Raw genomic sequence first — 26,504 nt, forward strand, 5'->3', positions numbered from 1 at the left:
GGAACATAATATGAATAAGTTTTACACCCCGTCCGTATCACATCGTTTTATCGCCAGCTTTCTTTTTAACAATATTCCCAGCCCGCTTGATATTGCTTTTCAGCGGATATCAGGACTTAGTCGTGAATTACAAACGACTCAGTTAAGTCAAGGGGGCGAAAATGCCAGAAATACTTGGTTGGCGGAAAAAATCCAACATGGCAGTGTCCTGTTTGAACGTGGCGTTATGACAGTCACTCCCTTGACGTGGATGTTCGATCGCGTGTTACGTGGTGAAAAAGCCGTTTATGCTGATGTTGTCATTATGCTCCTGAATGAAGATTCAATTCCTGTGGCAAGCTGGACATTAAGCAACGCACTACCAGTGCGCTGGTCTACCGGTGATCTTGATGCCAACAACAATACTGTTCTGATTAATTCGCTGGAATTGCGTTATCAGGATATGCGTTGGTTAGGAGTAAAACTATGACCGTTGAAATTAAGGAATTAATCATTCAAGCCAAAGTGGTAGAGCCTTCCAATGAAACTCTGCCGTTACAGACATTGGCACAAGAGAAGCTGGATAATGCTCGTCTGATTGAAATTATTAAACAGGAAGTGCTGGACGCATTGCGGGAATCAAGGGGGGGATATTATGAGCTTGATTGAACGTAATCTCTCCAAACTGACTCTGACAGCATTCAAAGATCGGGAAGGTAAAATTTCAGTTGGTAGTTTACAGGCAATGTACAATCCTGATGCTATCCAGCTTGATTATCAAACCCGCTATCAACAGGATGAAAGCATCAACAATACCAGCCAGAGCAGCCGTTATGTCTTATCCCAGCCGGTGGGGTTGTCACTGGTATTGCTTTTTGATGCCACCATGCCCGGAAATAGCACGCCGATAGAAACACAACTGTCAACGTTGAAATCCTTGTGTGCCGCAGATGCCAGTACTCATGTCCCGCATTTTTTAAAAATCAAATGGGGAAAAATGCGCTGGGAAAATAAAGGTTACTTTGCCGGTCGTGCAAGTGGCCTCAGCGTGAATTACACATTGTTTGACCGAGATGCTACGCCATTGCGGGCTAGTGCAAGCCTGACGCTGGTGGCAGACGAAAGTTTTGTTATTCAGGCGACTGAACGGCAATTACAATCGCCACCTGCCACGGCGGTCAGTGTAACCGATATGATCTCTTTACCGTTGATTGCTCTCGGAGCAGGCGCCTCTTTAGCCGGAGGGATTGATTATCTCACGCTTGCCTGGCAAAACGATCTGGATAATCTGGATGATTTTACGTCAGGACAAATGCTGCAAGCACGGGAGGAAACATGAAGTTACCTATGCTCCCAACGATAGAAATCAAGATAGGGGGCAAATCTCTCAGTCAATTTTCCGTCATAAGTATCGCAGTGAATTGCCATATTAATGACATTCCTTCAGCCAGCATAACATTAGGAATGACGGGAGATGCCAGCCATATTTTTGACAGCAAGGCTCAGGCTGAGTTGGCACGTTTTCGTCCCAATAATGAACTGACTGTTCAAATCCAAAAAGACGTTATTTTTAAAGGGCTAATTGTCCGGCAGAGGCTTGCATTAAAAGGTCAGGATAATTTAGTCACCCTGACGGCAAAACATTCGCTACAGAAACTCACTCATGGTTTGCGTTCACAAATATTCAGCCAGCAAAGTGATGAAACCATAATTAGAAGGTTATTTAACCAAGCGGGGCTTTCTGCAACCATCAAACAGGCGCCCCAGCTTAAAACCACCCATGAGCAAATGGTGCAGTTTCGGTGTAATGACTGGCGCTTTATAAAAAAACGGTTAAACGCAACAAACACCTGGTTGCTCCCGCATCACGAAGCGGTAACGTTAGTCACGCCAGAATCGCTTAATCAATCAAAAGTGCATACGCTCCACCAGCGGGTCGGTACGCAGGATGTTGTGCTTTTCGAAGCGAATCTGCAATGGGATAACCAATATAGCCCTAAATCCGTCAGCATACAGTCGTGGGATATTACCCAACAAAAATTATCTCAGGCAATTCAGGCAAAGAACAGTGCGCTTGGCCACGGGCAACTCGGTTCAGACAATGTCTCCACGTTAGCTCATCAAGAGTGGCAATGGGTTTTCAGTTACCCATTGGATAATGAACAGGCGCGCTCCCTTGCCCAAAGTACCCTGAATAATCGACGTCACCATAACGTCACTGGTCATGTGATTGTTGAGGGGGATAACCGTTATCAAGTGGGTGATGTTTTGGCGTTAAGCGGTTTTGGCCAAGGTATGGATGGTCAGGCGATCATCACTGGCATTAATCAAAATATCAGTCAAAGGCAGGGTTGGCGAACACGATTGACTATCGGTATGCTTCCAGAGCCAGAACCTCCCGTACCTCAGGCTAAAGAGCTGCATATTGGCGTTGTTGGAAAATACCAGCAAGATAACCAATCGTTGGATCGATTACCCGTTGTGATACCCGCGTTAAGTTTAACCGGTGGCTCACTGTTTGCACGTTTAGGCAAACCTTACGCCAGCAATGAAAGTGGATTTTGTTTTTATCCGGAACCGGGAGATGAAGTCATTATCGGTTTTTTTGAAGCTGATCCTCGTTTCCCTGTCATATTAGGCTCTATGCATAATCCGAAAAATAAAGCCCCGTTGGAGCCAAGTGAAAGTAATCAAATAAAAACGTTAGTTATTCAGCAAGGAGAAAATCAACAATCATTTATTTTTGATAATAAAGAAAAGACGCTCGCCATTAATAGCGGAAAACATTCACTCTTATTGCCGCAGGATAAAGAGATTACATTTCACTCAGAGAGTGATTTCATCATGAACGCTAAAGAAATTAAAATAGAAGCTGATAATTCTTTATCCATCAATGGTAAATCTGGTGTTGATATTAAAGGTGCGAAAATTAATTTAACGCAATAATTTAATAGAAGTCTAAGACAATAAAATGACAAAAAAAATATTATCAGATATTTATGGCAGGGGGTGGGCATTTCCTCCTCAATTCTGTATTCAGAATAATGAAGAAGATATTCCACCCGGTGTCGTGATGGCAGAGGGAGCAGAAAATGTTCGCCAAAGTATAAAGACGCTGTTTTTAACTGAACCTGGCGAAAGAATTATGCGTGAAGATTATGGTTGTGGTCTGAATGATTATTTATTTGCCAATATCAGTGATGAATTAATGGCGAATATTCAAAATAGTATCGAAGAAAGTGTATTGCGTTACGAACCTCGTGCAGCTATCACTGAAATACAAGTCAGACAAAAAATCGATTCTCCCAATACTCTGCATATTTATACCACCTATACCTTGAGAGGCAGTGAAATTAGCCAACAGCTTGAAGGTGCTCTTGATATTAATGAAGGACAAGTACGAGTGATTTTATGAGCAAGCAACTGGTTGTTGATGGTGACAGTTTGCTGTTCGAACCCTTATTTGGCAACCGGCAGGTCACTGTTCTCGGGCTGGCAACCATCCGTGGCAGTGGGCACGTCACCATTCAGGGTAAAAAAACAGTAATGCTGGGCGATGAAAAAAAAGTGCAGTTTCAGGCACAATATATTACGCCAAGTCATCCAATACCCGGAATGGGTACCATTACTATTGCCCAATTGGATGCCAGCCAACCCATTAATTTTTGCCGTACTCCGGCCATGATGATGGCCGTCGGGCAACAATTTATTGCCCGTTTTACGCCGACACAACCTGCGAATAATCCATCAACAGGGCCTGATGTGACTGCGCCGAGCATGGGGAAAGGCCGTTTTATTGCCAGTCAATATATTGTCAGTACTGGATAGCCGTTAATGTTTCAAACTTATTTTTATATAAATTCCATATCCTAAAAAGTATTAAGGATATATTCAAATAACAGGTGGTATAAATATGGGACAAGCTGAGTTAGAAGAAAAACTTGCTGCTATTGTACCAGAAACGGAATTTAAACTAGATGAAAGAAGTACGCTGGATATTTTAACTTGGTTAAAAGAATATGCAGCGTTAATTCCGTTCGACAAGGATAAAGAACAATTTTGGGATGGATTCTATTTTATTCAGGAAAATGATCCCCAAAAACTGACTGAAATTTATCATAACACGCGTCAGGCAGATGGCCTTTTACCGCCACATCAGACTTTTGTATTAGCATTTTTAAAACTTTTGGAAACCACCAAAACGTTATTGAATACATTTCCGGCGCGGCATCGTCATCTTTATTATCGTGAATTATTGGGGCTGAAACCCAGAGAAGCTCAAGCAGATAGCGTTGCTTTGGGGATTGTTTTAAATAAAGAAGTAAAAGAGTATTTTCTTCCTAAAGGAACGCATTTTGAAGCTGGGCAAGACAGTGCAGGCAATCCATTACAATACGCATCAGAATCGGGTTTACTTGCGAATCAAGGGAAATTGACTGATTTACGTTGGCATCGAAAAGGCACGGATCATGTCCTATCCGCCATACCTCTGAACTTGGCTGACAATAAAATATTTCCTGAAAACGGCATGCGGTTGTTTGAACCTACTTTAGAGGAAGTTCCGGTTCTATCTGGTTATCTGGTGGCTTCACCTCTCTTAGCTATGTCAGGAGGGGAACGCTGCATCAATATCAGATTGGCGGAAACCGTAAAAGAGGATGCCACCCTGATCCAAGCTCAAGTCAGTTCAGGCAATCACTGGCTGCCTTTGGCTGTTGTCAAAGAGGGTGAGGATACGCTCAATCTTTACTTACCGGCTGATGCCGATCCTATCACTCCGCCTAATAACCTTGATGGCATGACATTTGATGTTCCGGTACTAAAGCTAGGCACGGCTAAACAGCGTGTATTGCCAGAAATCGCGGAGATTACTGTTAATATCAAGAGCCATCATGGGGTACTTTATTCTTCGGATTACGGTATTGAACAAACGGATTCAACCAGCTTTCCGTTCGGACAGTCGCCTTCATCAGGTGCAGGGTTTAATCTTATTGCACCTGAATGGTATGGGACAGAAAACGCAACACTGACCATTACGCCCCAATGGAACGATTTACCTGAAAAGAGCTTTAAAACATGGTATCAGGGGTATGAATCTAATATTGCGGATGTTGTTTTTAACGTTCAGGGCTACTTAATTACGCCTCAAGCAAGAAAAGCATTGGGTAATGCCCAACCCTTATTCAGCAGCAATAACAATCAGGCGCCACAAGGACAAAGCCTGACATTTACCTTACCGCAAATAGATTATCCTGTTGCGAACAGCATTTCTCCGCGTGAATGGCCAGCATCAATACGTGTGGAGCTGGTACAGGATTTTGGACATGCACAATATTGGAACAACCCTGCGGGAAAAAATATACCTTATACACCACAAATCAGCATGTTGCAGGTTCAGTTCAGTGCTAAAGCAACACCGGCGCAATTCGTTATTTATCCTTTGACCCCTTTTGGTTGGGGTGAACCGGCAAAAAGCGCACTTTCATTAAACAATGATACATTCTATTTAGGCTTTACTGATGTATTACCCGGACAAACGTTATCGCTTTACTGGCAATTAACCGGTTTTAAACCTCTTCAATTATCCTGGTCTTATCTCAATCAAGAGAATATCTGGTGCCCATTAGATAAATGGGTTGACGACCAAACCCGTCATTTATTTGATCGGGGCCTCTGGCGCGCATTATTGCCACACGATGCGTCAAATCAGGCAACACAAATGCCAGCGGGTCGATATTGGCTAAAAGCCGAAATACAAAAGCAGGTAGAGATCCAGAATTATCCGATCATTAAAGGGATGTTATATAACTCGACGACGGCAACGCTGATCAACCCGGAATCGGTGGCACAAGCGCATTTTATTAACGGATTGGCGGCTAACAGCATTAAACAACAGGTTAATGCGCCAGTTGAAGTGAGCAATATTATCCAACCTTGGGCACCTTGGAATGGCCGTCCACAAGAAACCGAAAGTGATTTCCTGACACGGGTTCCTGCCCGCCTATCCCATCGTAATCGGGTATTGAGCTGGGGAAATATGGCGACCCTACTGAAAGATCATTTTGTCAGCGTATTTGATGTTCAAACACCTTCCGCAGGGGAGTTGACCAAAATTCCTGCACCGGAAGTACAGCAATTGGTTGTGATCCCAGAGAATCATTATAAAGACAATGATGACGCCTTGCGCCCGACATTGAATTCAGCCCGATTGACAGAAATGGGGGAGTGGCTAATGCAATTAAGCAGCCCGTGGGCAACGATTGACATTAAAAACCCAGCGTATGTGGATGTTTATGTGCAATATGAACTGGCATTTGTTGCGGATGTTAATCCTGATTATGCCCATTATCAGTTGCAACAGGAATTAAGCCGGCAATATATGCCGTGGGCTGAAAACAGCGCTATCGGTGTCATCACGGGTACTCATATCGATTACTACCAGTTATTAGCCACTATCCAGCAATCACCTTTTGTTGAACGTGTGACTGATTTGAAAATCAAGCGTTCTGACAGCACAACAAATGCTGATGCGGAAAACATTCAAGCGGCTGATAACGAAGTATTGATTTTAGTCTGGCGGGATAAAATCCAAGGAGTGAGTCATGCGTAATCAGGATGCTTTGTTTCCCCTTGTTAAAAATGATATTAACTTTGATACCTTGCTCACTCAGGCCAAGGCGTTCATAGCGCAGCAATCCGGTCAAAAATGGACTCAGCTGAGTGAAAATGATCCCGGTATCACCTTATTGGAAGCCTGTTGTTATGGCATTTCTGATTTAGCTTATCGCCATTCATTGCCTCTTAATGATCTGCTCACCCCTAAAAGCGAAACACAAACGGCCGGAGATACTATTTTTCCGCAGGAATTTGGCCCACAGAAAATGCTAAGTTGCGGCCCGATCACCGCTGAGGATTATCGTCGGGCATTACTGGACTTGCACAGCAACGATAGCGTCAATAAACCCATTGAAGAAAGCAGTGCGGGGTATTTCCTTTTCAATGACGTACAGCTTATCCGGGAGCCGGATACAGAGCGCTATACCTATTGGTATGACAAGAAAAAACGGGAATATTGTTTTAATTCAACGTCTGACAGCGAAATGCTGGCTTTAAGGGGAAATTATTGGCTTTATCTGGTTCCCAGCCGAGAAACAGAGACGGACAGAACGCTAGCTCAGGAAATACTGAATACCTTTCTTAAAAATAATCGCAATCTTGGGGAATTTGTCAGTAAAGTTATCTGGCTAAAACCGGCAGATTTACCCTTGCAGATGAGTCTTGAGCTTGATGATGAAGTCAGTGATATCGCTGATATTTTCGCTCAGATTTATATGACGACGGAATACGCAGTACAGGCAAAGCCAGTGCGTTATACCACGGAGTCTTTGCGAGAACAGGGCTACAATCATGAGGAAATCTTTTCTGGGCCTTATTTGCGCCATGGTTGGATACCGAAATTACCGCAGACTAAAAACTATGCAGGTTCCACGACCTTAAATCTGAGTCATTTGGTTAACCAATTACTGGCGATCAAAGGGGTTAAAAATATTACCAGACTGGTGATAACACCAAATGAAAAAAATACCTTAATTTCGCCATTACCAAACGATAAATGGTCGTGGAATATTGACCAAGGTCATTATCCTAGGTTATGGGGAAATAACCCTATAACGCTAATCGCCTCATCAAAAAGCCCGCTCAAAATTACAGTAAAAGGTGGGGTGGCAGTGAGGGTGACTCAACAACAGATAGAAGAAAAAATTGTTTCTCTTCCTTTGATTAATACCCAACCGGTTGTGCTCCATCGAGGTAGACATCGCAAAGTGCGGGATTATTATCCGGTGAGCAATAAATTGCCTGCCTGTTATGGGTTACAGCGCTACGCCAGTTCAAAACCGCAGGAACAGTTGCACCAATTTATGCTGCCTTTTGAACAGATGTTGGCAAATGGCTGCGCTGAACTAGATTTATTGCCTGAATTGCTGGCATTTAAGCAACGGGGAAATCACGTATACGGTACCCAATGGCCTTTTAAAACTGATACGGTTAATCAACATGCCCATCAGAAAATCATGCCTGATTTAATCAATAAGCTGGCGCATGATACACAAATTGAAAATACCCAAGGTATTAATGAGAAAAACTACGCAAAAGAGCTGGCAATTCTGAATTATTTATTGAGCTATTTTGGGGCTCAACGTGCAATCAGGCCATTGATTACTGATCCGCAAGATTTCCTCTCAACCCAACGCGGTTATCTTGCCCAACAGCCGGAACTCACATATCAACGTAATAACATCCGCATTGATAAAGTTTCGGCACTCCAAAAACGCATCGCTGCCCGCATTGGTTTAGGAGGGGAATGTTTTAGTGAAAATCCAGATTTGGCGAAACTGCCTTTCTATTTGATTGAACATCGTCAACTCTTACCGATAAAACCGGATAAGGCATTCGATACAAAGCAAAAACCAGAAGCATTAGAACAAAGAGGCGAGCTATTAATCTTTACTCAGCAAGGAATAGCGGATCGACTGCTGCAAGGGCAAGTCATCAATCTGATTTTCCCGGACGGTGGCAGTACACACATTTTGCGTGGGCAAATGATTACCGATGTGTCAGGTGACACATTCTCGCTTACCATAAAAAACAGTGCAGATTTAGAGCGTAATCTGAGCCGTATTGAGGCGGCCTTTAAAGATGGTAACCTGAACTGGTTAAATAGCCCGATTTGGCTGGAAGACATGGATTATCAGTTGGTTTATGCCAGTGAAAAGGAGCAATGTCTTGCTGATGATGAGCGCTGGATCACATCTAGTGCACAGAGTCCCTTTCCGGCCATGGTCGAAGAAGATGACGAAATTACCCTTCAATATAAAATTACCCCTTCAGGGCCGGGTAAGTATTTTGTGCCAGCAAATCCAGTCAATAATGGGGACGGTTTTCAGCTCAAAGCTCGCGTAGTGAAATTCGATCGTATTCAAGGAAAAATTTTAATAAAACGTGATAAAGCTTCAACACATGCTTTCCCGGTCGAAGCCGAAGCTTGGCGCTATCACTGGTATTTCTCCAATGCTAAATACGCTTTGGCCGATCGTTTTTCTTTTGTTGTCAGTGTGGTTATTAATCGACAATTAATTGAAAAAGAAGGCGTTGATTTGCATAAATTGGAATCCTGGGTGAAAACTGAAATATTGGCTGAATTTCCTGCACACATTTCCATGGTTATTCACTGGTTATCACCGGATCAATTTAAAAATTTCGCCCGTACTTATCAGCGTTGGCAAAACAATGGTGCACCATTAGGTGATGAAGCATACCGTATTTTAGAAACTTTAAATTTAGGCAGATTACCGTCTGCGGCCATAGGTATCGGTAATATGCGAATTGCAACAACAGCGCAGCGTATTGAAGTTATCGGAGATAGCGGAACACAATGGAATGAAGAAAAAATCACTAATAATCAATTAAACTATGTGCCTTATACCCATGGTTTAAAAAATAAAGTCTAATTTAACATCCTATTTTATATAAAGTGGTGTTAATAAATATATTTAACTTACTGAGATGAATTGAATATATTTTGCAGTAAATGGCAAAATATATAAGGTGGTAAACATGGAAAAAGAACAAAATCTATCTAATACAGAGAACGCCAATATAAAATCAACATTACCTTCGGCAGATGCATTAAAATATCGTTTTAAAGAAGGAAGTATTCCATTACAAACCGATTATGCCGACCTGATTGAAATAGCTGACATGGGCCGAAAGGCTTGTGGTTTAGCTCTAGAACAACAAGGCGCAGGAACAGGTTTGAAATTGGGTGAGGATGGGGCGCTTAATTTAAAAATAGGCAATCTTTCCAATCAAAACGCAGCGCCTTTGGTATTAAAAGAGGATGTATTATCTGTAGAATTGGGGGATGGCTTGAATGGCGGAAATAAAGGCATTTCTGTAAAGGCCGCTCAGGGTATCAAAGTGGATTCAGCGGGTATTGGCATTGATTACAATCATGTACTTCCCCGTGGAATGATCGTGATGTTTTCCGGTGATACAGCGCCTGATGGATGGGCTTTTTGTGATGGGGGCACTTATGAGGGCGTGACAGTTCCCGATTTAAGAAATCGCTTTATTATGTGTGGTGAAACCGTTTCTGAGAAAGGTGAAAATGGTAAAGCTCGCGGAGAAGGGAATGGTAAAGAATTCTGTATAGATACAGAAGCTAAAAGAATTAATATTAAAGTGCAGGAAACAACATTAACCACATCACAAATACCTCAACACAACCATATTAGTGGGATAACGTTCCATTCTGAAAATGAGGGTATGAAATATAAATTCGATCACACTAAAGTTGAAAAGTATGGTGCAAAAAAACCACCTTCTGTATTCGCGTTAAAGAATGAAACGTGGGAGGTTAAGGAACCTAAAATTGTAGAACACCGCATTGGTTTTGGTTATAGAAGTTTTTATCAAACTAATGCCTATAATCCATATACCTCAGAAACAGGGGAAGGAAAAGGCCATAAACATGAAATAGAGACATCATCAACAGAACATACACACAGCGTTAATGTTATTCCGCCTTATTATCTGTTGGCATTTATCATGAAGCTTTAATTTTTTATTTAAAAATAATTTTAGGATTAAATTATTATGGCTTCGGAGCCAAATCTGTTAAGTCAGATTACCATTGCTATTGAAACGAATAGTCAACAGGTAGCTAAAAAAATATTGCATGGCTCCCTGCTTAATCAGGAGTATATCAATCGTTTTTTTAATGCCTACTTTGATGAGCATGGCGTTAATTTAGATATTCATTTGGAAAGTCTCACGCTAGATCTTGGTGAAATACATTTGCGTGATTTTAATTCATTATTTCCCGTTAAATTAAAAAATGAATTAAACAAAATACTTTTAAAATATAAATCAGGTTTCTATCAAAAAAGAGAAAAACAAAATTCTGAAGAAGATAAAGTATCCAACAAAGAATTTGTATTTGTTAATGCTGAACAATTGTGCCATGAAAAGAAGAAGAACTATGTTCCTAATCAAGAACAACATATAACGCAAGTGATATCTGATCACACTATAAGTGGAGCTGTATTCTCTGATAAGGTAAAGCCAGTTGAAGCCGAACAGCTTATCGCATCTTTATCAAAAATAAAATCAATCTCAAATCAACATGAGTTTATAAAAAACAATCCTGCTATTAATAATATTGACAAGGCAATAAAACAATTAGACAAATTGGAAAACCGATGGGTCGTATTATTGGCAAAAAATTGTCTGATTGAATCTTGTTTGCAATCAATTTTGTCGTTAAAGAAACCAGAGTTACTCGTTGCGATTAGCCGGCAACTGGTGGAAAGAAAAAATGAAAGCAAAAATAACGTTAAAAACAAAATTACAAGCATATGCACAAGTAAAAACAAGACATTCAAAGTGGGGATTTCTTCTGGTGAATTGATATGTCATGCGTTGATCTATTTAGAGAAGCACGAGGCTTTAGAGATACCTGAACCTGATAATCATATCATTTCGCGTATTGTTACAGAGATAAACACCGGATTAGTTAATAAAGAATCTGTGTTGTTATTATTCCGTCAGGCAAAAAGAATGGAAACTCCGCTAGTTCACTGGCGAAAAAAAATCTGGCAAGGAATATCCCCAAAAGTTAAAAAATATTTTTCCGCAAGAGAATATCAAGAGATATCAACAAATTTCGATGCCAGTAAAATAGATAAGGATATATATAAAACTGAACCTGATACACAAAATATGGTATTTTCAGCAAATTCCGGAAACAGTAAACCTGATCGGCTTCACATTGAAAATAAACCATTTTCTATTCCGCTAATGTTACCAGAGAAACAAATTCCTCATGAAATCAGTAATAGTGGAATTTTAATTTTATGGCCAATGTTACCAGCTTTGTTTAATCAACTGGGTTTGCTTGAAAAGCAGAATTTCATACATCTACAGGCTCAACTGAGCGCTGTTACAGTGCTCGATTACTTGATATGGGGCAATGAAAATGCACAAGCAGAACGCAACATGTTGAATAACGTGCTATGTGGATTGTCTATTGAGGAAAAAACGGAATTATTGCCGTTGGCACCAGAAAAACAATTTATCATTGATCACTGGTTTGATGCCGTTATCGCCCAACTTCCCGGTTGGAAAAAACTCAGTCGCAATGATGTCCGCCATTTATTTTTACAACGCAAGGGAAAATTATTGGTGAATGAGCAGGGCATCAACATCACGATACAGAAACAACCTTTCGATGCTTTGCTGACGGATTGGCTCTGGCCATTGAACGTCGCTAAATTCCCTTGGCTTAATCATCCCTTAGTTATCGATTGGCAATATATTTAAAAGGTTTATATGGACTATCCATTCATAAATAATGGTGGCAGCTTTTTGCCTACGATGTCGGATTTGCACTGGATTTATCCCCATTTGGAACGTATTGATTTACGATTGCAGCACTATTATTACCGGAAAATAGACAAATATGATTCTTTGCCTGAGAGTTTTTTGCTTAGTCCAGAGCAGGTCAAATTACGTCTGGCAGAACCAACAGGGGCGCCTCATTGGTTACAGCAAGAGAATGGTATTGTCCGCCATGCTAAAATAGATGAAAGCATTGATAGATTATCGTTATTAGTTGAACGTTTTGAACTCACAGAATTTGAACGGGATGTTTTATTGCTTGGGTTATTGCCTCATTTTGATGACCGTTATTATGCTCTATTTGCTGCTCTTAATGGAAATCATAAATTACCGTGGCCCAGTTTTATCTTGGCAATTGAACTCTTCAGCGAAAGCCAAAATGACTGGCAACTACTGCAAAATAGTTTTTTACCTCAATCTCCTTTATTCAGCAGTCGCCTTTTGAGGTTTGATAAGTCTGAAAATGCTGTTTGGTCAAGTACGCAATTTTTAACGCATAGCACTATTTGGCATTTTTTATTGGAGCAACGAACTATTTTGCCGCCATTAGACAATTGTGTTTATTGGCATGTTTCAGGCACACAAATAGAATATCCACAAACACTTTATCATTCCTTTGAGCAAACAATACTGAATGACACTGATGAAGTTCGCCCGTGGGTCATACTCAGGGGCAAGCAAGACAGCGCCAGAGAATTAGCAGTGAGCCATATTATGGCATCGCATGATATCAGCACTCTAATTCTGGATTTTGCCCAATTGCTAGAAATGGGAGGAACAACGGAAATAATTAATCTGTTGGCAGAGGTAATACGGGAAGCGAGATTACATGATGCCTGTTTATTAATTCGCAATTTTGCGTTACTGACAGAAAAAAGAAAAATAGCACATCAACAGTTATCTGTTTTATTCAATCAGCCTGGATTGCGTGTTGTTTTACTGGCAGCGCAGGAAGATTCATGGGAATGGGGAAACCATTTATCCATCGTGCAAATTGATATGCCAATCATGACGCTGGCAGATAAACAAGCCATGTTACAGGCAAGATTGCCGGATTATGTTGTTCAGGAAATCGATCTTCCCCGGCTATGTCAGCGTTTTTCATTTACCGCAGAAACATTGCCCTTAATTCTTCAAGAAGCGGCGCAATATCAACGACTGAGAGAACCCACAGGCAAATTGGAAGAAATCGATTTGCGCAAGGCACTGAACCTTCGTGCCCAGCAAAATTTTGGCAAGTTAGCCCAACGAATTACGCCTAAACGCAGTTTTCAGGATTTAGTCGTTTCTGACAGTTTAATGCTGCAATTGCAGGAAGTTATTGCTGCTATCCATTATCGTGAACATATTTTGGCAACCGGTTTTCAGGAGAAAATAGGCTATGGCACCGGGATCAGTGCACTGTTTCATGGAGAATCAGGAACCGGTAAAACCATGGCCGCTGAAGTGATAGCTGGGCAGCTCGGTGTTGATCTCATCAAAGTTGATCTCTCTACCGTGGTCAATAAATATATCGGTGAAACTGAAAAAAATATCTCCCGTATTTTTGATTTAGCAGAAGCGGATTCTGGGGTTTTATTTTTCGATGAAGCCGATGCATTATTTGGTAAGCGTAGCGAAACGAAAGATGCTCAAGACAGGCACGCCAATATTGAAGTTTCCTATTTATTACAACGATTGGAAAGTTATCCCGGATTAGTGATTTTAGCGACGAATAACCGTAGTCATTTAGACAGTGCTTTTAGCCGCCGTTTTACTTTTATTACATGTTTCACTTATCCAAGCGAAGAAGAACGTAAAAAAATGTGGCAAATTATTTGGCCCGATAATTTGAAATTGTCTGGCGATATTGATTTTGGAAAATTGGCTAAACAAGTTGATTTAACGGGAGCAAATATCAGGAATATTGCTTTGCTTACATCCATATTGGCAGAAAGTGAACATTGTGAGCAAATAGAAAACAGACATTTAAAACGCGCGATTAAGCTAGAGCTCAATAAAATGGGCCGTTTAACTTTTTAACCGTTATTTGAGGTAATTATGGCAACTGTAGTGACATCGAACAATATTATCATTGAAGTCAATAAAGCATTAAATAAAATTTTCTCCCGGCATCTTAATAAAGAATCGATTTACTTATCAAATGATAATGAGTTTGATTTTTTGGATAGTCAAAAAAAAGAAATTGACGAAGGCGAGGTTAATATCAGGTTTGATTTACCTGAAGTGAATTCCATTCAATCTAAACCGACCATAAGTGTATTTCTTTATGATATCAGCGAGGATTTACAACTGCGTACTGCTGAATCAAGAAGATATAATGCAGCAACCAACACGTTATTGCCAGGATGGGTTAATATTAATTGTAACTATTTGATTACCTACTGGGATACGAATTCTCCCTCAAATAGTGGTATGGGGCCTGATAGCCAACCGGATAACCAGGCGGCAAAAATCATGACTCGTGTTTTAAGTGCGTTAATTAATAACCGCCAATTAGAGGGTATACCGGGTGCCTATACGAGAGTCATTCCACAACAAGAAAATTTAAACAGCTTAGGTAGTTTTTGGCAAGCGTTGGGGAATCGACCTCGCCTCTCTTTACTTTATTCCATTACAGTACCAATGAGACTCGAAAATATTGAAAATAAAGTCGTGAAGGTTGAAAAAGATTTAATCTCAGCGAGTTTTGAAGAAAAATAATACTGATCCAACCTATTTAATAAGAGAAATTAAGATGTATTCAGTTACAACAATAAGAGGCGCTCTGCAAGAACTCGGAGTAAGTATGGGTAAAAACCCATTTATGTGGGAAGAGAATAAAGGTGTTATGCATGAAAAATTAATCAAGAAATATCCCTATGGCAGACGGTCTGATAATCACCTTAATAACTTCACTGAATATTGTTGGCGAGCTTATAAAAGAGCGCTGAAATCAGAAAAGCAAATGTATGTCGGTCGTGTGAAAAATGTATGGACGAAAGATATATTAGAAAAAGCCGGCATGGAAAACGAAGGGGATTTTCTCTGGAAAAAAGGTGCCAAAGGTAATGTACTAAAGATGGATAAGTGGTCTCTCATTCTAAATGATATTTGGGTGCTTGGTGGTATTCACAGGCATGCTGATTTTCATTTAGAATCTCCGAATATACCAGAGAATTTGTGGGATTCTAAAGATAACCGTCATATTGTAACAGCGAGAGAAATATTAGGGCTATTGGGATCTGGATATAAAAAAGTAAAGAAAGGCAATAAAACGATATTTAGATGTGAAGACAAAGCAGCCGCAGACAGAGCAACGCTTCGTTCATATCAAATTATAATGGATGCTGAAGCATTACTGGGAAAAGCATCAATAGAAAAAATTCTCCCCGAAGTAGGTGGGGTGGATGTGAATAATCGCACTGCAACACTTAATTATTTAAGATTTAATGAAATAAGGAAAAAATATACCTAATTCTGCATACCCTCGTTGTCTTTCAAGCTGTATTTTTGTTGGCTGCGCTCGCCCACCCCGGCCACATAGTTTTCTAAACTTCCGGGGACTTACTTCTTTGCCGCCGCGATGTAACTTGAAATCCATAGGGTATATACGCGTCGTACTTCAAGGCGCATGTATCATCATCCCGCGACGCGGGATGATGATACGTTGCTTCCTGAAACTTGGAGTTAATAGGGTATAGATCCTAGTCAGTATGAACTGCATCCCAAAAGTAGACACCACAACTCATTGAGGTGCAGTTCACAGCCCTGGAATTTACTTTTAAGCTTTCCATACATCAATAGCCTCTGGTTGAAGGTAAGTAAGATTCTGCTACTGTTAATCTATAAGGAAGAAACAATAGGACGAGGCTTATGTCATCAAATAATTGTACCTTTCAGCGTAGATTTCATAGCAAAATCGGATTGTTTTATATACTTCTTTCAGTGAGCGCCGTAGCAGGTATTTCACTCAGCAATTTTGTTAACCCAGCATGGATTTGGCTCCATTATCTGACCAAGCCTACCGCGACTGCATTACTCGTGTTTTGGGTTTTGTTGCGCGGTGCACCTGTCTCAATCCGTTATCGCAACGCTATTGCGTTTGGGCTGGTATTTGCCGTAGCGGGTGATATTTGTTTGATGTTACCGCAAGACTATTTTTTGGCCGGACTGTTTTGTTTTCTACTCACTCATTGTGCTTATATTTATGCGCTATGTTGTGACAATATTTCTCTTTCTGATATTAAAAATAATGCATTAAATTCAGAATTTACCCTTGTTCGTACGATTCTCGTTATAACTGCCGTTTTTGCCATATTTGAGGGCATTGCAGCATTAATACTCATCGGATTGTGGGATCATCTCCCGAACAGCATGGAAATTCCGGTTTCTGTCTATGCTGTAATTTTGGCGTTTATGGCCGGGCTGGCGGTTAACAGGGCAGTTATTTATTCATTTAAAAACCCGTTGCCTCCAGTGTCATATGTGGCAAAAAATGTTGCGAAATATATCGCGAAAAATCCCGCGCATAGTGCAGCCTTTGGCGGTATCTTCTTTGTTATCAGCGATAGTTTGCTCGCTTATGGGCGCTTTTACGTTGAAACGCCGTTAAGCCCGCTTTTAGTTCTCGGTACTTATTATATAGCCCAAGGGTGTTTTGCCAGCTCCGTGCAGAGGCGCGATCAATGACAGAATTAATCAATATTAAATTTGATGCACTGCGCCAAGCATGGGAGCAGAATCGACCTGATGAAAATCAGCGGCGCAATGATCTGTTGCGCTTACGGGCAAGTTTTAAAGCCAGCCTGAATGAAATGAGGGAAGCCATTTCCCGTGATTTTGGTCATCGTTCCAACCATGAGAGCATGCTGGCAGAAGCAATAACGGTGTTGGCGGAAATCGATCTTTGTCTGCGGCATCTTAAAAAATGGGTAAAACTGCAAAGGCACAAAGCCGGGTGGCAATTGTGGCCGGCAACGGCTGAAATACGTTATGTGCCGCTTGGCGTGATTGGCATTATGGCACCGTGGAACTATCCGGTTAATTTAACTCTCTCCCCATTAATAGCAGCGATTGCCGCAGGCAATCATGTCTTTATTAAACCGTCTGAACATACTCCGCATGCCAATGCTTATCTAGAAAAACTTCTGGGTGAGGTTTTTCCGGAAAATCGTGTCTGCATTGCGCAGGGCGGAGCAGATATTGCGGCCGCTTTTTCTGCCTTGCCCTTTGATCACCTGTTTTTCACTGGCTCCGAGGCTAACGGTAAAAAAGTCATGGCGGCGGCCGCACAAAACCTCACTCCTGTTACGTTAGAGCTTGGTGGCAAGTCTCCGGTGCTCATTGCTCCTGATGCCGATCTGAAAAAAGCGGTAGCCCGCATTGTAACCGGGAAACTTTTCAATGCCGGGCAAACCTGTATCGCGCCAGATTATGTATTATTGCCGGAAAGCGTGATTGAGCCGTTTGTTACTGAGGTGAAGGAACAGGTTTCGCAACGTTATCCTCAGTCAGGCAACCTTTCGGACTATACGCGCATTATCAATGACAACCAGTATCAACGTATTTCCAAATTGCTTGAAGATGCGATCAGGCGCGGCCATCAGGTTATTCCGCTGATGTCATTTGATGATCCGCAACAAGCGCGTGAGCAAGGTGTTTTCGTTCCTGCGCTAGTCCTGAACCCCGATGATGACAGTGCAATCATGCAGGAAGAGATTTTCGGCCCATTGTTACCGATTAAAACTTACCGATCTTATGATGAAGCGATCAATTATATTGCACGCCGTGATCGCCCATTGGCTTTTTATTGTTTCAGTAAAAACAATGAACACATTGAAGTTGCCTTATCACGTATTATCGCAGGTAGTATCTGTATCAATGACACGCTGTATCAATTTGCATGTCCAGATTTACCCTTTGGTGGCGTAGGGCAGAGTGGGATGGGAAGCTATCATGGTTATGAAGGCTTTAAAACCTTTTCCAAGGCGATGCCAATTTTGCGCAAATACAATCCAGCACTGACAGATAAGTTGCGGCCTCCTTATGGTAAGTTAGCTGATATGATTATCCGCTTTCTCACGCGATAAACTTTCCCACACGACAAAAAACGCAATACTTCAGACAAATTCAGCTTTCGCTTGGAGCGTTACATATGCTTTATATAACTAATGCATAAGCCTATTTATTACGTTTGATTATTATCAGGGGAGCGAGTAGATACCCGGAAATTGAATCCGCTAACTTATTCAATAAAGGTGTAGCGTGAGAAAGAAAAAGAAGTGGCTTGAAAAAATGTAAGTAGGGCCAATCGATAAGGCCCTACATATATCTTATTGAAGATTACTCGACTTCCAATACCCGACAGGTATTGGTACTGCCGATTGTTCCCATTTGGTCACCTTGGGTCACCAAAACGACATCTCCAGAGGTAAGGTAGCCTTTATCGCGCAGACGATTCACCGCTTCGCTTGCTGCGGCAATACCATCGGTATGCAGGCTGCAATAAACGGGAGTCACTCCACGGTAAAGCGCGGTACGATTTAAGGTTGATTCGTGGCGTGACATGGAGAAGATAGGCAAGCCGGAGCTGATGCGGGACATCATGCGAGCTGTGCGGCCAGATTCTGTCATGGCAATAATGGCTTTGACACCTTTCAAGTGATTGGCGGCATACATCGTGGACATTGAAATCGCTTCTTCAACGCTGTCAAATGTAATGTCCAGACGATGCTTGGAAACATTGATGCTCGGCATTTTTTCTGCGCCCAGACAAACTCGTGCCATTGCGGCCACCGTTTCCGCCGGGTATTGGCCTGCCGCAGTTTCGGCAGAAAGCATGACGGCATCAGTACCATCCAGAACCGCATTGGCGACATCCATCACTTCAGCGCGGGTCGGCATTGGGTTGGTTATCATGGATTCCATCATCTGAGTGGCCGTAATCACGACTCGATTCAGTTGTCGGGCACGTTGGATCAGCTTTTTCTGTACACCGACTAACTCGGGATCACCAATTTCAACGCCCAAATCACCACGGGCAACCATCACAACGTCGGAGGCGAGAATAATTTCGTCGATAATTTCATCGTTACTGACGGCCTCGGCTCGCTCAATTTTGGCAACGATTTGAGCATCACAACCCGCATCACGTGCAAGACGGCGGGCATAGTTCAAATCTTCACCGGAACGGGGGAATGAGACAGCAAGATAATCAACACAGATTTTAGCGGCAGTAAGGATATCTTCTTTATCTTTTTCAGTCAGCGCTTCGGCCGATAACCCGCCACCTAATTTATTGATACCTTTATTGTTGGAAAGAGGGCCTCCTACAGTAACTTCCGTGAAGACTTTCATGCCCTGAACATCCAGAACTTTTAACTGCACCCGCCCGTCATCCAATAACAGGATATCACCGGTCACAACATCAGACGGTAGACCTTTATAGTCGATACCGACTTTTTCTTTATCGCCTTCTCCTTTCCCCAGATTGGCATCCAGCAGAAATTTATCCCCGATATTCAGGAAAATTTTTCCTTCTTTAAAAGTGGATACGCGTATTTTGGGCCCTTGAAGATCACCGAGAATGGCAACGTGGCAGCCTAAGCGAGCAGCAATTTCACGAACTTTATTTGCACGTTGGATATGATCTTCCGCTGTGCCGTGGGAGAAATTGAGGCGGACGACGTTGGCTCCCGCGCTGATAATCTTTTCTAAATTGTTGTCACGATCTGTAGCCGGGCCAAGTGTAGTGACAATTTTTGTTCTTCTGAGCCGTCTGGACATGCATTACTCCGTTGACCTGTGAAGTATGAGTTTCTGATTACCGTAGGATAACCATTTAATTTTGTTATTATCAACCCTACACTGCCAAATGATGCAGTTGGGTGCCTCTATACCTTGCGTCTTTCAAGTTGCTTTTTTTGTTTGCTGGCTGCGTTCATTCACCCCGAGCCAAGCTCGCCGGGGCTTTTCTTGCTGCCGCAATGCAATTTGAAATCCATTGGATAGATATGATATCAGTCCGGAGAGTTGATAAATAGTGAACAAAAACACAGCCTATTTTCTGGTTTATTCATGCTTATCAAACCGCGAATTACGCAACGCTTCCTTGACCTTTTTCAAATTATCTCTGAATTTTGAGCCTCGGCGCAGTGTAAAACCCGTTGCCAGCACATCAATGATGGTAAGTTGAGCAATTCTGGACACCATCGGCATGTAAATATCGGTGTCTTCTGGAACGTCCAATAAAATGGAAAGGGAGGCTTCATGTGCCAGTGGAGAACCTGTTGAAGTAATGGCGATGACGGTTGCATCATTTTCACGGGCCAGTTTTGCTATCTCCACAAGGCTTTTTGTTCGTCCTGTATGGGAAATCAGTACAACCACATCTCCTTCATTGCAGTTCATGCAGCTCATTCTCTGCATCACGATATCGTCAAAGTAGGTAACCGGAATATTAAAGCGAAAAAATTTGTTCATGGCATCATGAGCCACTGCGGCAGAGGCGCCCAAGCCAAAAAACGAAAGCTTTTTGGCTTGGGTCAGTAAATCCACCGCGCGGTTAATCGTGGCAATATCCAGATTATTTTTCACCGTATCGAGGTTAGCCATGACCGATTCAAAAATTTTATTGGTGTAAGAGGTGACGCTGTCACTTTCTTCCACATTGCGATTGACATAGGGAGTGCCATTGGCAAGGCTTTGTGCCAAATGCAATTTAAAATCGGGAAAGCCTTTAGTATCTAATCGACGACAAAAACGATTAACCGTAGGTTCACTCACATCCGCCATTTTAGCCAAAGTGGCGATACTTGAATGGATAGCTGTCTGGGGGGAGTCAAGGATAACCTGCGCAACCTTTTTTTCTGACTTACTCAAAACATCAAGACTATTTTGGAGCCGTTCCAGTGTGTTCATAAAACGCAGTTCAACCTCGGTTTTAACGATTTCATTAACAGGAGAAATCTATGTCATTTTTGTGAAAATATACTACTTGTTATTGAAAGCTGGCAGTGCCTAAAACGGAATAATTCGAGAATTTTCATTAAAATATGACAAGTGTCTAACTTTCAACTTAGTAAGATTACTTCTTAAACGTTGTAAATTTTCAATAAACCACCACTATTTCGTTATATGCGATAACAGATAGATTTTGGTTATGGAGCAGTATAAATGCAAAACAGCGATGAATGTCAAAGCTCCGATGATAAGATAGGGGGAATACATGAATAATCAATGTTTACTGCTTATAACCAAAAGAGTACATTACTCGCAGATTCTGTAAAAAAATTACAATATCCCGTAATCGAGGAGATGCAACATGGCGGTGACGTCTACAGCTCAGGCTTGTGATTTGGTAATTTTTGGGGCTAAAGGAGACTTAGCGCGCCGGAAATTAATGCCTTCCCTTTACCAGTTAGAAAAAGCGGGTTATATCCATCCTGATACCCGGATTATCGGTGTTGGCCGTGCTGACTGGGATAAAAAAGCCTATACCAAAGTTGTTGAAGAAGCGTTGGCTACATTTATGTCCGAGAAATTGGATCCAGAATTGTGGCAGAAACTCAGTGCTCGCCTGGAATTTTGCAATCTGGATGTGAATGAGACGGAACATTTCAACCAACTGGCAAAAGTACTTAACAAGAGCAAGTTGCCAGCCATTCACTACTTTGCCATGCCGCCAAGTACATTTGGCTCAGTATGTCATGGGCTGGGGGCTGCGGGGCTGAATAAAGAACCCAATCGTGTTGTGATGGAGAAACCTCTGGGAACGGATCTTGCTTCTTCCAGGGCCATCAATGATGAAGTAGCGAAATACTTCGAAGAAAACCAAATTTACCGAATTGACCATTATTTAGGTAAAGAAACCGTATTGAATTTGCTGGCCTTGCGCTTTGCCAACTCACTCTTTGTCAATAATTGGGATCATCGCACGATTGATCATGTACAAATTACTGTTGCTGAAGAAGTGGGGATTGAAGGGCGTTGGGGTTATTTTGATCAGGCTGGGCAGATGCGTGACATGGTTCAGAACCATCTTCTGCAAATTCTGACGATGATTGCAATGTCGCCTCCGGCTGATTTGTCAGCGGATCGTATCCGCGATGAAAAAGTGAAAGTGCTGCGTTCCTTGCGCCGGATTGATCATACCAACATACGGGATAAAACTGTTCGTGGACAATATACCGCGGGTTTCGTTCATGGTAAGAAAGTGCCCGGTTATCTGGAAGAAGAGGGTGCGAATAAAGGCAGTAAAACAGAATCTTTTGTATCAATTCGTGTCGATATAGATGATTGGCGTTGGTCTGGTGTCCCTTTCTACCTGAGAACGGGAAAACGTTTACCTGCCAAATGCTCCGAAGTTGTCGTTTACTTTAAAGAGCCTTCTTTGAATTTATTTGCTGAATCCTACCAGCAATTGCCGCAAAATAAGTTGACGATCCGCTTGCAGCCAGATGAAGGCATTGATATTGAAGTATTGAACAAGGCTCCGGGGTTAGATCATAAACATCGTTTACAGACAACCAAACTGGATCTGAGTTTTTCGGAAACATTTAATCAAACACATCTTGCGGATGCGTATGAAAGATTGCTGTTGGAAGCGATGCGCGGCATTCAGGCGTTGTTTGTCCGTCGTGATGAAGTCGAAGAAGCATGGAAATGGGTTGATTCCATCATGGAAGCTTGGGCGGCGGATAATGAACCACCAAAACCTTATCAGGCGGGAACTTGGGGGCCGGTGGCGTCCATCGCTTTGATTACCCGTGATGGGCGCTCATGGAACGAGTTTGAATAACGGGCGATTTTTTCTACTGCATTCCTCTTTCACTATATAGATATATCTGAATCTGACCGCATCCAGCGGTCAGATCTTAGTTAAGCCAATCTTTATTCTAATTTTTTTGAAGTTCATCACTCTGAAAATAAGGAGTGGGCATTATCGACCCATGAGGCAATCTGTATTAGAGTTTGGTGCTGCAGCTCATATATTACCCCGTAAATTGTTTATAGATTGCTTCGGCTGAATGTTTTTTGTTATATCCGGTTGGAAGAATAGTGTTTTGTTTGAAAAATAATCGAGTAACCTAAAAATCTGCCGGATATTTGTGTTTAATTTTTGAATATGCTATAAAAACAAGACAATCAATTACATATACCACTAATATGAGGATTCGTAGTATATCACACAGCAAAAATCGTGTGATGAAAGAATAAAATATTATGAATAGCGCCAAAAGCGTCAACATTCAACACAGTAACAAAATTCAACGTTGTACCCATGTTCTTTTCCTTTCAGCTATCTTATCCAGTGAGCACTATTGGTGTGGTGCCCTTTAGGGTCTTCTCCTGCTAATCGGTTTTTCACCGATAAATTTCTATCTGCCAACATATTCGCCTAAAACGTCAACTCGATCTTGGTATCGCGTAGTTGCATTCGCGTCTGCGCCTGTTGGCTTTTATTGCTTGAATATCTTGGCATGCTTATCTGTATGTTCAGGAGAAGAACAATGATTTATTGGATGTTTCTTGTACTGGCAATTGTGGCAGAAGTCATCGGTACTCTGTCAATGAAACAAGCCAGTATTTCGGGTGATTTTGCGGGCATGGTCGTGATGTACACCATGATTACAACTTCTTACATTTTGCTGGCAATTGCCGTGAAAAAAGTGGCTTTAGGTGTGGCTTATGCTTTATGGGAAGGTATCGGCATCCTGTTTATCACTGCGTTTAGTGTACTGTGGTTCAACGAATCTCTGTCACCAATGAAAATTGGTGGTTTGGCCCTGCTGATAGCCGGAATTATCTTGATTAAAATAGGCGCGAAAAAAGACTCAGATGGTTCTTCAAACAAGGCTGCCAAAAGTGCCGTAAACCAGCAAATGAAGGAGGCATAGTATGTTGGCTCAATTTGAATGGTGGCATGCTGCATTTTTGTTTTTGGCTGTTTTTTTAGAAATTTTAGCGAATATTTTATTGAAATTATCTAACGGCTTTCAGCGTTTTTGGATAGGCATTTTATCTTTGGTTTCTGTTTTGGGCGCGTTCAGTGCTTTGGCTCAGGCTGTTAAAGGAATAGAACTCTCCAGTGCCTATGCTTTATGGGGAGCGTTCGGGATTCTCGCGACAGTGGCGGCAGGCTGGATCATGTTTAATCAACGGCTGAATTTTAAGGGATGGGGCGGTATCGTGTTGCTGCTCATCGGCATGATTATGATTAAAATGGCTTAAACGTAGCCTATAAAATGGCATTGAGTGAACGGCATGGTTTTGCTCAATGCCATCTTGCCCGGTAGTCGATTAGTTTGATAATTGATCAGTTGGCAAAAGATTACCGTTAAAACATATCTCAATCTGCTAATTATTTGCTAATTTATTTTATAATGAACTTGATTATTTTTAATATAAAACAATAAGTTAATTTTTTGGCTAAAAAACAACCAATTCTTTGTTGCCCAATTGTAATTATTGGTGATATCGTTTCTGTCATTCATATCATTTAGTTATTTAAGTTTTTAGCAATCGAGCATTGAACAGAAAGCTCAATTTACTTTAATAAAATTGATATTTTAAACCTTCATTAATACACACTGATTTATCACCAACAACGCAAGTAAGCATTTTTCACTCCCTATTATTCATATGAAAATGCTTCATTTGAATATTTCGATTTATTTATGATAATAAATTATCACAAATAGATTAATGCGAATTCATCGAGCGTATTTTCCATTGATACGTACTTTTCTGGGCTAAAGAGTAAAACATAATATTTTAGTCAGTATCTAAAATAAGTTAGCTAAACTCAGTTTATGAGGTTGTTTATGTTATTAGATATTAAACCTATTAAGAAGCATTTTGGTGCGTATGTGACCAGTAAAGATAATTACTCAACGCTTAACTGATGTTAATGCAGAAATGCGGGTTTCAATTAGTGCATTGGATACCAATGAACAACTAAAACAGCGGCTCGACTTTATTGAAAATTTCCGGGAGGCGGGGGGAATTGTTATACCCATTGTGCTGACCGCGTTTTTTAAAGATATTACCTTGATGGAACGACAGCAAAATATAGTCGATTGGATGGTAAAACATGATTATCCTGCGGCCGAAAATAGCTTGAGATTCCCCAAAGATGCCAGTATTACTCAGGTCATTGATCCTGAAATGATTAGGCCATTGGGCGATGGTGATTCAATCTGGAGTGGGCGTCTCTATGCGGATCAGCTTGTTTTTCCTGCAACAACAACTGTTCCGGAGGATTATCAGGGCATTGATAGTGGTTATCTTTCTGAACTGGATTTGGATGAAATTCAGCAATTATTCATCGATCCGGTTAAAACACATCAAGAGGTCATGCTATCCGATCCGCCGCTTGCCAGTCCCAAAATGTGCGGGTTATCTGATACGCATCGTCATGTCAGTCCGAATTATTCTCAATAAAAGAGTTTATGCCCGTCATCTTTGAAGATGTAATTTGAAATACAGTGGGTATATTTATGAAGCCTGAGAGCAATACCCTCAGGCTTTTTTTCTACAGAATGGGAAACTAATTTGAAACCAATTACAAACTCATTCGCTGCTATGCAGGCTTTATAAATAGGGATTATAAAGCCGCGATAATTTTGATTTCTACTTTATATTGAGGGTTCATCAGTTCAGCCTGAACGGTACAACGAACAGGCGCGCTTCCTGCAACGACCCATGCATCCCAAGCGGCGTTCATGCCGGCAAAATCGGTTTTGTCTGCCAGAAAAATGGTCGCGTCCAAGATCTTGCTTTTATCTGAACCCAAACGGTGCAACAGGGTATCAATGGCTGCCAAGGTATCGGCTGTTTGTTCTGTAATATCACCATCAAGTTTCTCGGGTACGCTAGTATAATAAATGGTGTCATTATGAACGACTGCTTCAGACCAACGGGTATCTGGATCAATACGTTTGATAGTCATTAAATCTCCTGTTAATTTATACAGTTTTTGCTGAGTTGAAGGTTTATGACGCTATGTTTATAACAACTGCAACTCAGTGCTGACATAATTTGGCTACACCGCCAAATCGGATGGGATAGTTTATCTGCCTGTG

General features: G+C 41.5%; 21 protein-coding genes and 1 pseudogene. 19 read left to right on the plus strand and 3 right to left on the minus strand.

All coding sequences use genetic code 11. The features are described from left to right. Positions 1 to 10: 10 nt before the first annotated feature. The 15 genes and pseudogenes from BM100_RS05000 to BM100_RS05070 all read left to right on the plus strand — a co-directional run bounded on the left by BM100_RS05000 (position 11) and on the right by BM100_RS05070 (position 18,509). Positions 11 to 469, plus strand: a complete 459-nt coding sequence (locus tag BM100_RS05000; protein WP_092508546.1) for a phage tail protein — start codon at positions 11 to 13, stop codon at positions 467 to 469. Further along, the gene (locus BM100_RS05005) at positions 466 to 648 is read left to right on the plus strand and encodes a DUF5908 family protein (protein ID WP_092508548.1); all 183 of its coding nucleotides are present in this window, start codon (positions 466 to 468) and stop codon (positions 646 to 648) included. The genes BM100_RS05000 and BM100_RS05005 overlap by 4 nt, the downstream gene beginning before the upstream one ends. Continuing rightward, positions 635 to 1,318 carry a CIS tube protein gene (locus BM100_RS05010; RefSeq protein WP_092508550.1) on the plus strand — a complete coding sequence of 228 codons (684 nt, stop codon included), beginning with the start codon at positions 635 to 637 and terminating at the stop codon, positions 1,316 to 1,318. Before BM100_RS05005 ends, BM100_RS05010 begins: the two co-directional genes overlap by 14 nt. Beyond that, the gene (locus tag BM100_RS05015) at positions 1,315 to 2,925 is read left to right on the plus strand and encodes a phage baseplate assembly protein V (protein WP_092508552.1); all 1,611 of its coding nucleotides are present in this window, start codon (positions 1,315 to 1,317) and stop codon (positions 2,923 to 2,925) included. Before BM100_RS05010 ends, BM100_RS05015 begins: the two co-directional genes overlap by 4 nt. Before the next feature lie 25 nt (positions 2,926 to 2,950). Next, on the plus strand, positions 2,951 to 3,394 hold the full coding sequence (locus tag BM100_RS05020; RefSeq protein ID WP_092508554.1) for a GPW/gp25 family protein: 444 nt from the start codon (positions 2,951 to 2,953) through the stop codon (positions 3,392 to 3,394). Beyond that, positions 3,391 to 3,807, plus strand: coding sequence for a hypothetical protein (locus BM100_RS05025; protein WP_092508556.1), 417 nt, complete (start codon positions 3,391 to 3,393; stop codon positions 3,805 to 3,807). The genes BM100_RS05020 and BM100_RS05025 overlap by 4 nt, the downstream gene beginning before the upstream one ends. 85 nt (positions 3,808 to 3,892) lie before the next feature. Beyond that, positions 3,893 to 6,589, plus strand: coding sequence for a hypothetical protein (locus tag BM100_RS05030; protein WP_092508558.1), 2,697 nt, complete (start codon positions 3,893 to 3,895; stop codon positions 6,587 to 6,589). Continuing rightward, entirely contained in the window at positions 6,582 to 9,488 is a 2,907-nt protein-coding gene (locus BM100_RS05035) for a hypothetical protein (protein WP_092508560.1), read from the plus strand. The genes BM100_RS05030 and BM100_RS05035 overlap by 8 nt, the downstream gene beginning before the upstream one ends. A 106-nt stretch (positions 9,489 to 9,594) precedes the next feature. Then, a complete protein-coding gene (locus tag BM100_RS05040) occupies positions 9,595 to 10,599 on the plus strand; it encodes a tail fiber protein (RefSeq protein WP_092508562.1) in 1,005 nt (334 codons plus the stop codon). A gap of 36 nt (positions 10,600 to 10,635) precedes the next feature. Next, positions 10,636 to 12,360 carry a contractile injection system tape measure protein gene (locus BM100_RS05045; protein WP_092508564.1) on the plus strand — a complete coding sequence of 575 codons (1,725 nt, stop codon included), beginning with the start codon at positions 10,636 to 10,638 and terminating at the stop codon, positions 12,358 to 12,360. Between the two features lie 9 nt (positions 12,361 to 12,369). Beyond that, positions 12,370 to 14,460 (plus strand): ATP-binding protein, encoded by a 2,091-nt coding sequence (locus BM100_RS05050; protein WP_092508566.1) that lies wholly within the window; start codon positions 12,370 to 12,372, stop codon positions 14,458 to 14,460. Positions 14,461 to 14,478: 18 nt separating this feature from the next. Next, positions 14,479 to 15,138, plus strand: a pseudogene (locus BM100_RS05055) (Pvc16 family protein); the annotation flags it as partial. Positions 15,139 to 15,226: 88 nt separating this feature from the next. Beyond that, positions 15,227 to 15,895 (plus strand): hypothetical protein, encoded by a 669-nt coding sequence (locus BM100_RS05060; RefSeq protein ID WP_153044888.1) that lies wholly within the window; start codon positions 15,227 to 15,229, stop codon positions 15,893 to 15,895. Positions 15,896 to 16,293: 398 nt separating this feature from the next. Further along, positions 16,294 to 17,109, plus strand: a complete 816-nt coding sequence (locus BM100_RS05065) for a lysoplasmalogenase (protein WP_092508573.1) — start codon at positions 16,294 to 16,296, stop codon at positions 17,107 to 17,109. Continuing rightward, the gene (locus BM100_RS05070; RefSeq protein ID WP_092508575.1) at positions 17,106 to 18,509 is read left to right on the plus strand and encodes a coniferyl aldehyde dehydrogenase; all 1,404 of its coding nucleotides are present in this window, start codon (positions 17,106 to 17,108) and stop codon (positions 18,507 to 18,509) included. The genes BM100_RS05065 and BM100_RS05070 overlap by 4 nt, the downstream gene beginning before the upstream one ends. Before the next feature lie 253 nt (positions 18,510 to 18,762). On the opposite strand, the gene pyk is transcribed toward BM100_RS05070, so the two are convergent. Next, positions 18,763 to 20,205, minus strand: a complete 1,443-nt coding sequence (gene pyk / locus BM100_RS05075) for a pyruvate kinase (protein WP_092508577.1) — start codon at positions 20,203 to 20,205, stop codon at positions 18,763 to 18,765. 285 nt (positions 20,206 to 20,490) lie between these two features. Beyond that, positions 20,491 to 21,339, minus strand: coding sequence for a MurR/RpiR family transcriptional regulator (locus BM100_RS05080; RefSeq protein ID WP_092508579.1), 849 nt, complete (start codon positions 21,337 to 21,339; stop codon positions 20,491 to 20,493). A gap of 403 nt (positions 21,340 to 21,742) precedes the next feature. Between BM100_RS05080 and zwf the strand changes: the two genes are divergently transcribed. From zwf to BM100_RS05100, 4 genes are all read left to right on the plus strand, one after another. Continuing rightward, on the plus strand, positions 21,743 to 23,218 hold the full coding sequence (gene zwf, locus BM100_RS05085) for a glucose-6-phosphate dehydrogenase (protein WP_092508581.1): 1,476 nt from the start codon (positions 21,743 to 21,745) through the stop codon (positions 23,216 to 23,218). A 712-nt stretch (positions 23,219 to 23,930) separates the two neighbouring features. After that, the gene (gene mdtJ, locus BM100_RS05090; protein ID WP_092508583.1) at positions 23,931 to 24,317 is read left to right on the plus strand and encodes a multidrug/spermidine efflux SMR transporter subunit MdtJ; all 387 of its coding nucleotides are present in this window, start codon (positions 23,931 to 23,933) and stop codon (positions 24,315 to 24,317) included. A gap of 1 nt (position 24,318) precedes the next feature. Beyond that, on the plus strand, positions 24,319 to 24,651 hold the full coding sequence (gene mdtI / locus BM100_RS05095; protein WP_092508585.1) for a multidrug/spermidine efflux SMR transporter subunit MdtI: 333 nt from the start codon (positions 24,319 to 24,321) through the stop codon (positions 24,649 to 24,651). 687 nt (positions 24,652 to 25,338) lie between these two features. Beyond that, positions 25,339 to 25,863, plus strand: a complete 525-nt coding sequence (locus BM100_RS05100; RefSeq protein WP_244590574.1) for a hypothetical protein — start codon at positions 25,339 to 25,341, stop codon at positions 25,861 to 25,863. Between the two features lie 163 nt (positions 25,864 to 26,026). On the opposite strand, the gene BM100_RS05105 is transcribed toward BM100_RS05100, so the two are convergent. Next, positions 26,027 to 26,371, minus strand: coding sequence for a RidA family protein (locus BM100_RS05105; RefSeq protein ID WP_092508587.1), 345 nt, complete (start codon positions 26,369 to 26,371; stop codon positions 26,027 to 26,029). Positions 26,372 to 26,504 lie beyond the last annotated feature (133 nt).

This window comes from Xenorhabdus mauleonii (assembly GCF_900113945.1).
GTDB lineage: Bacteria > Pseudomonadota > Gammaproteobacteria > Enterobacterales > Enterobacteriaceae > Xenorhabdus > Xenorhabdus mauleonii.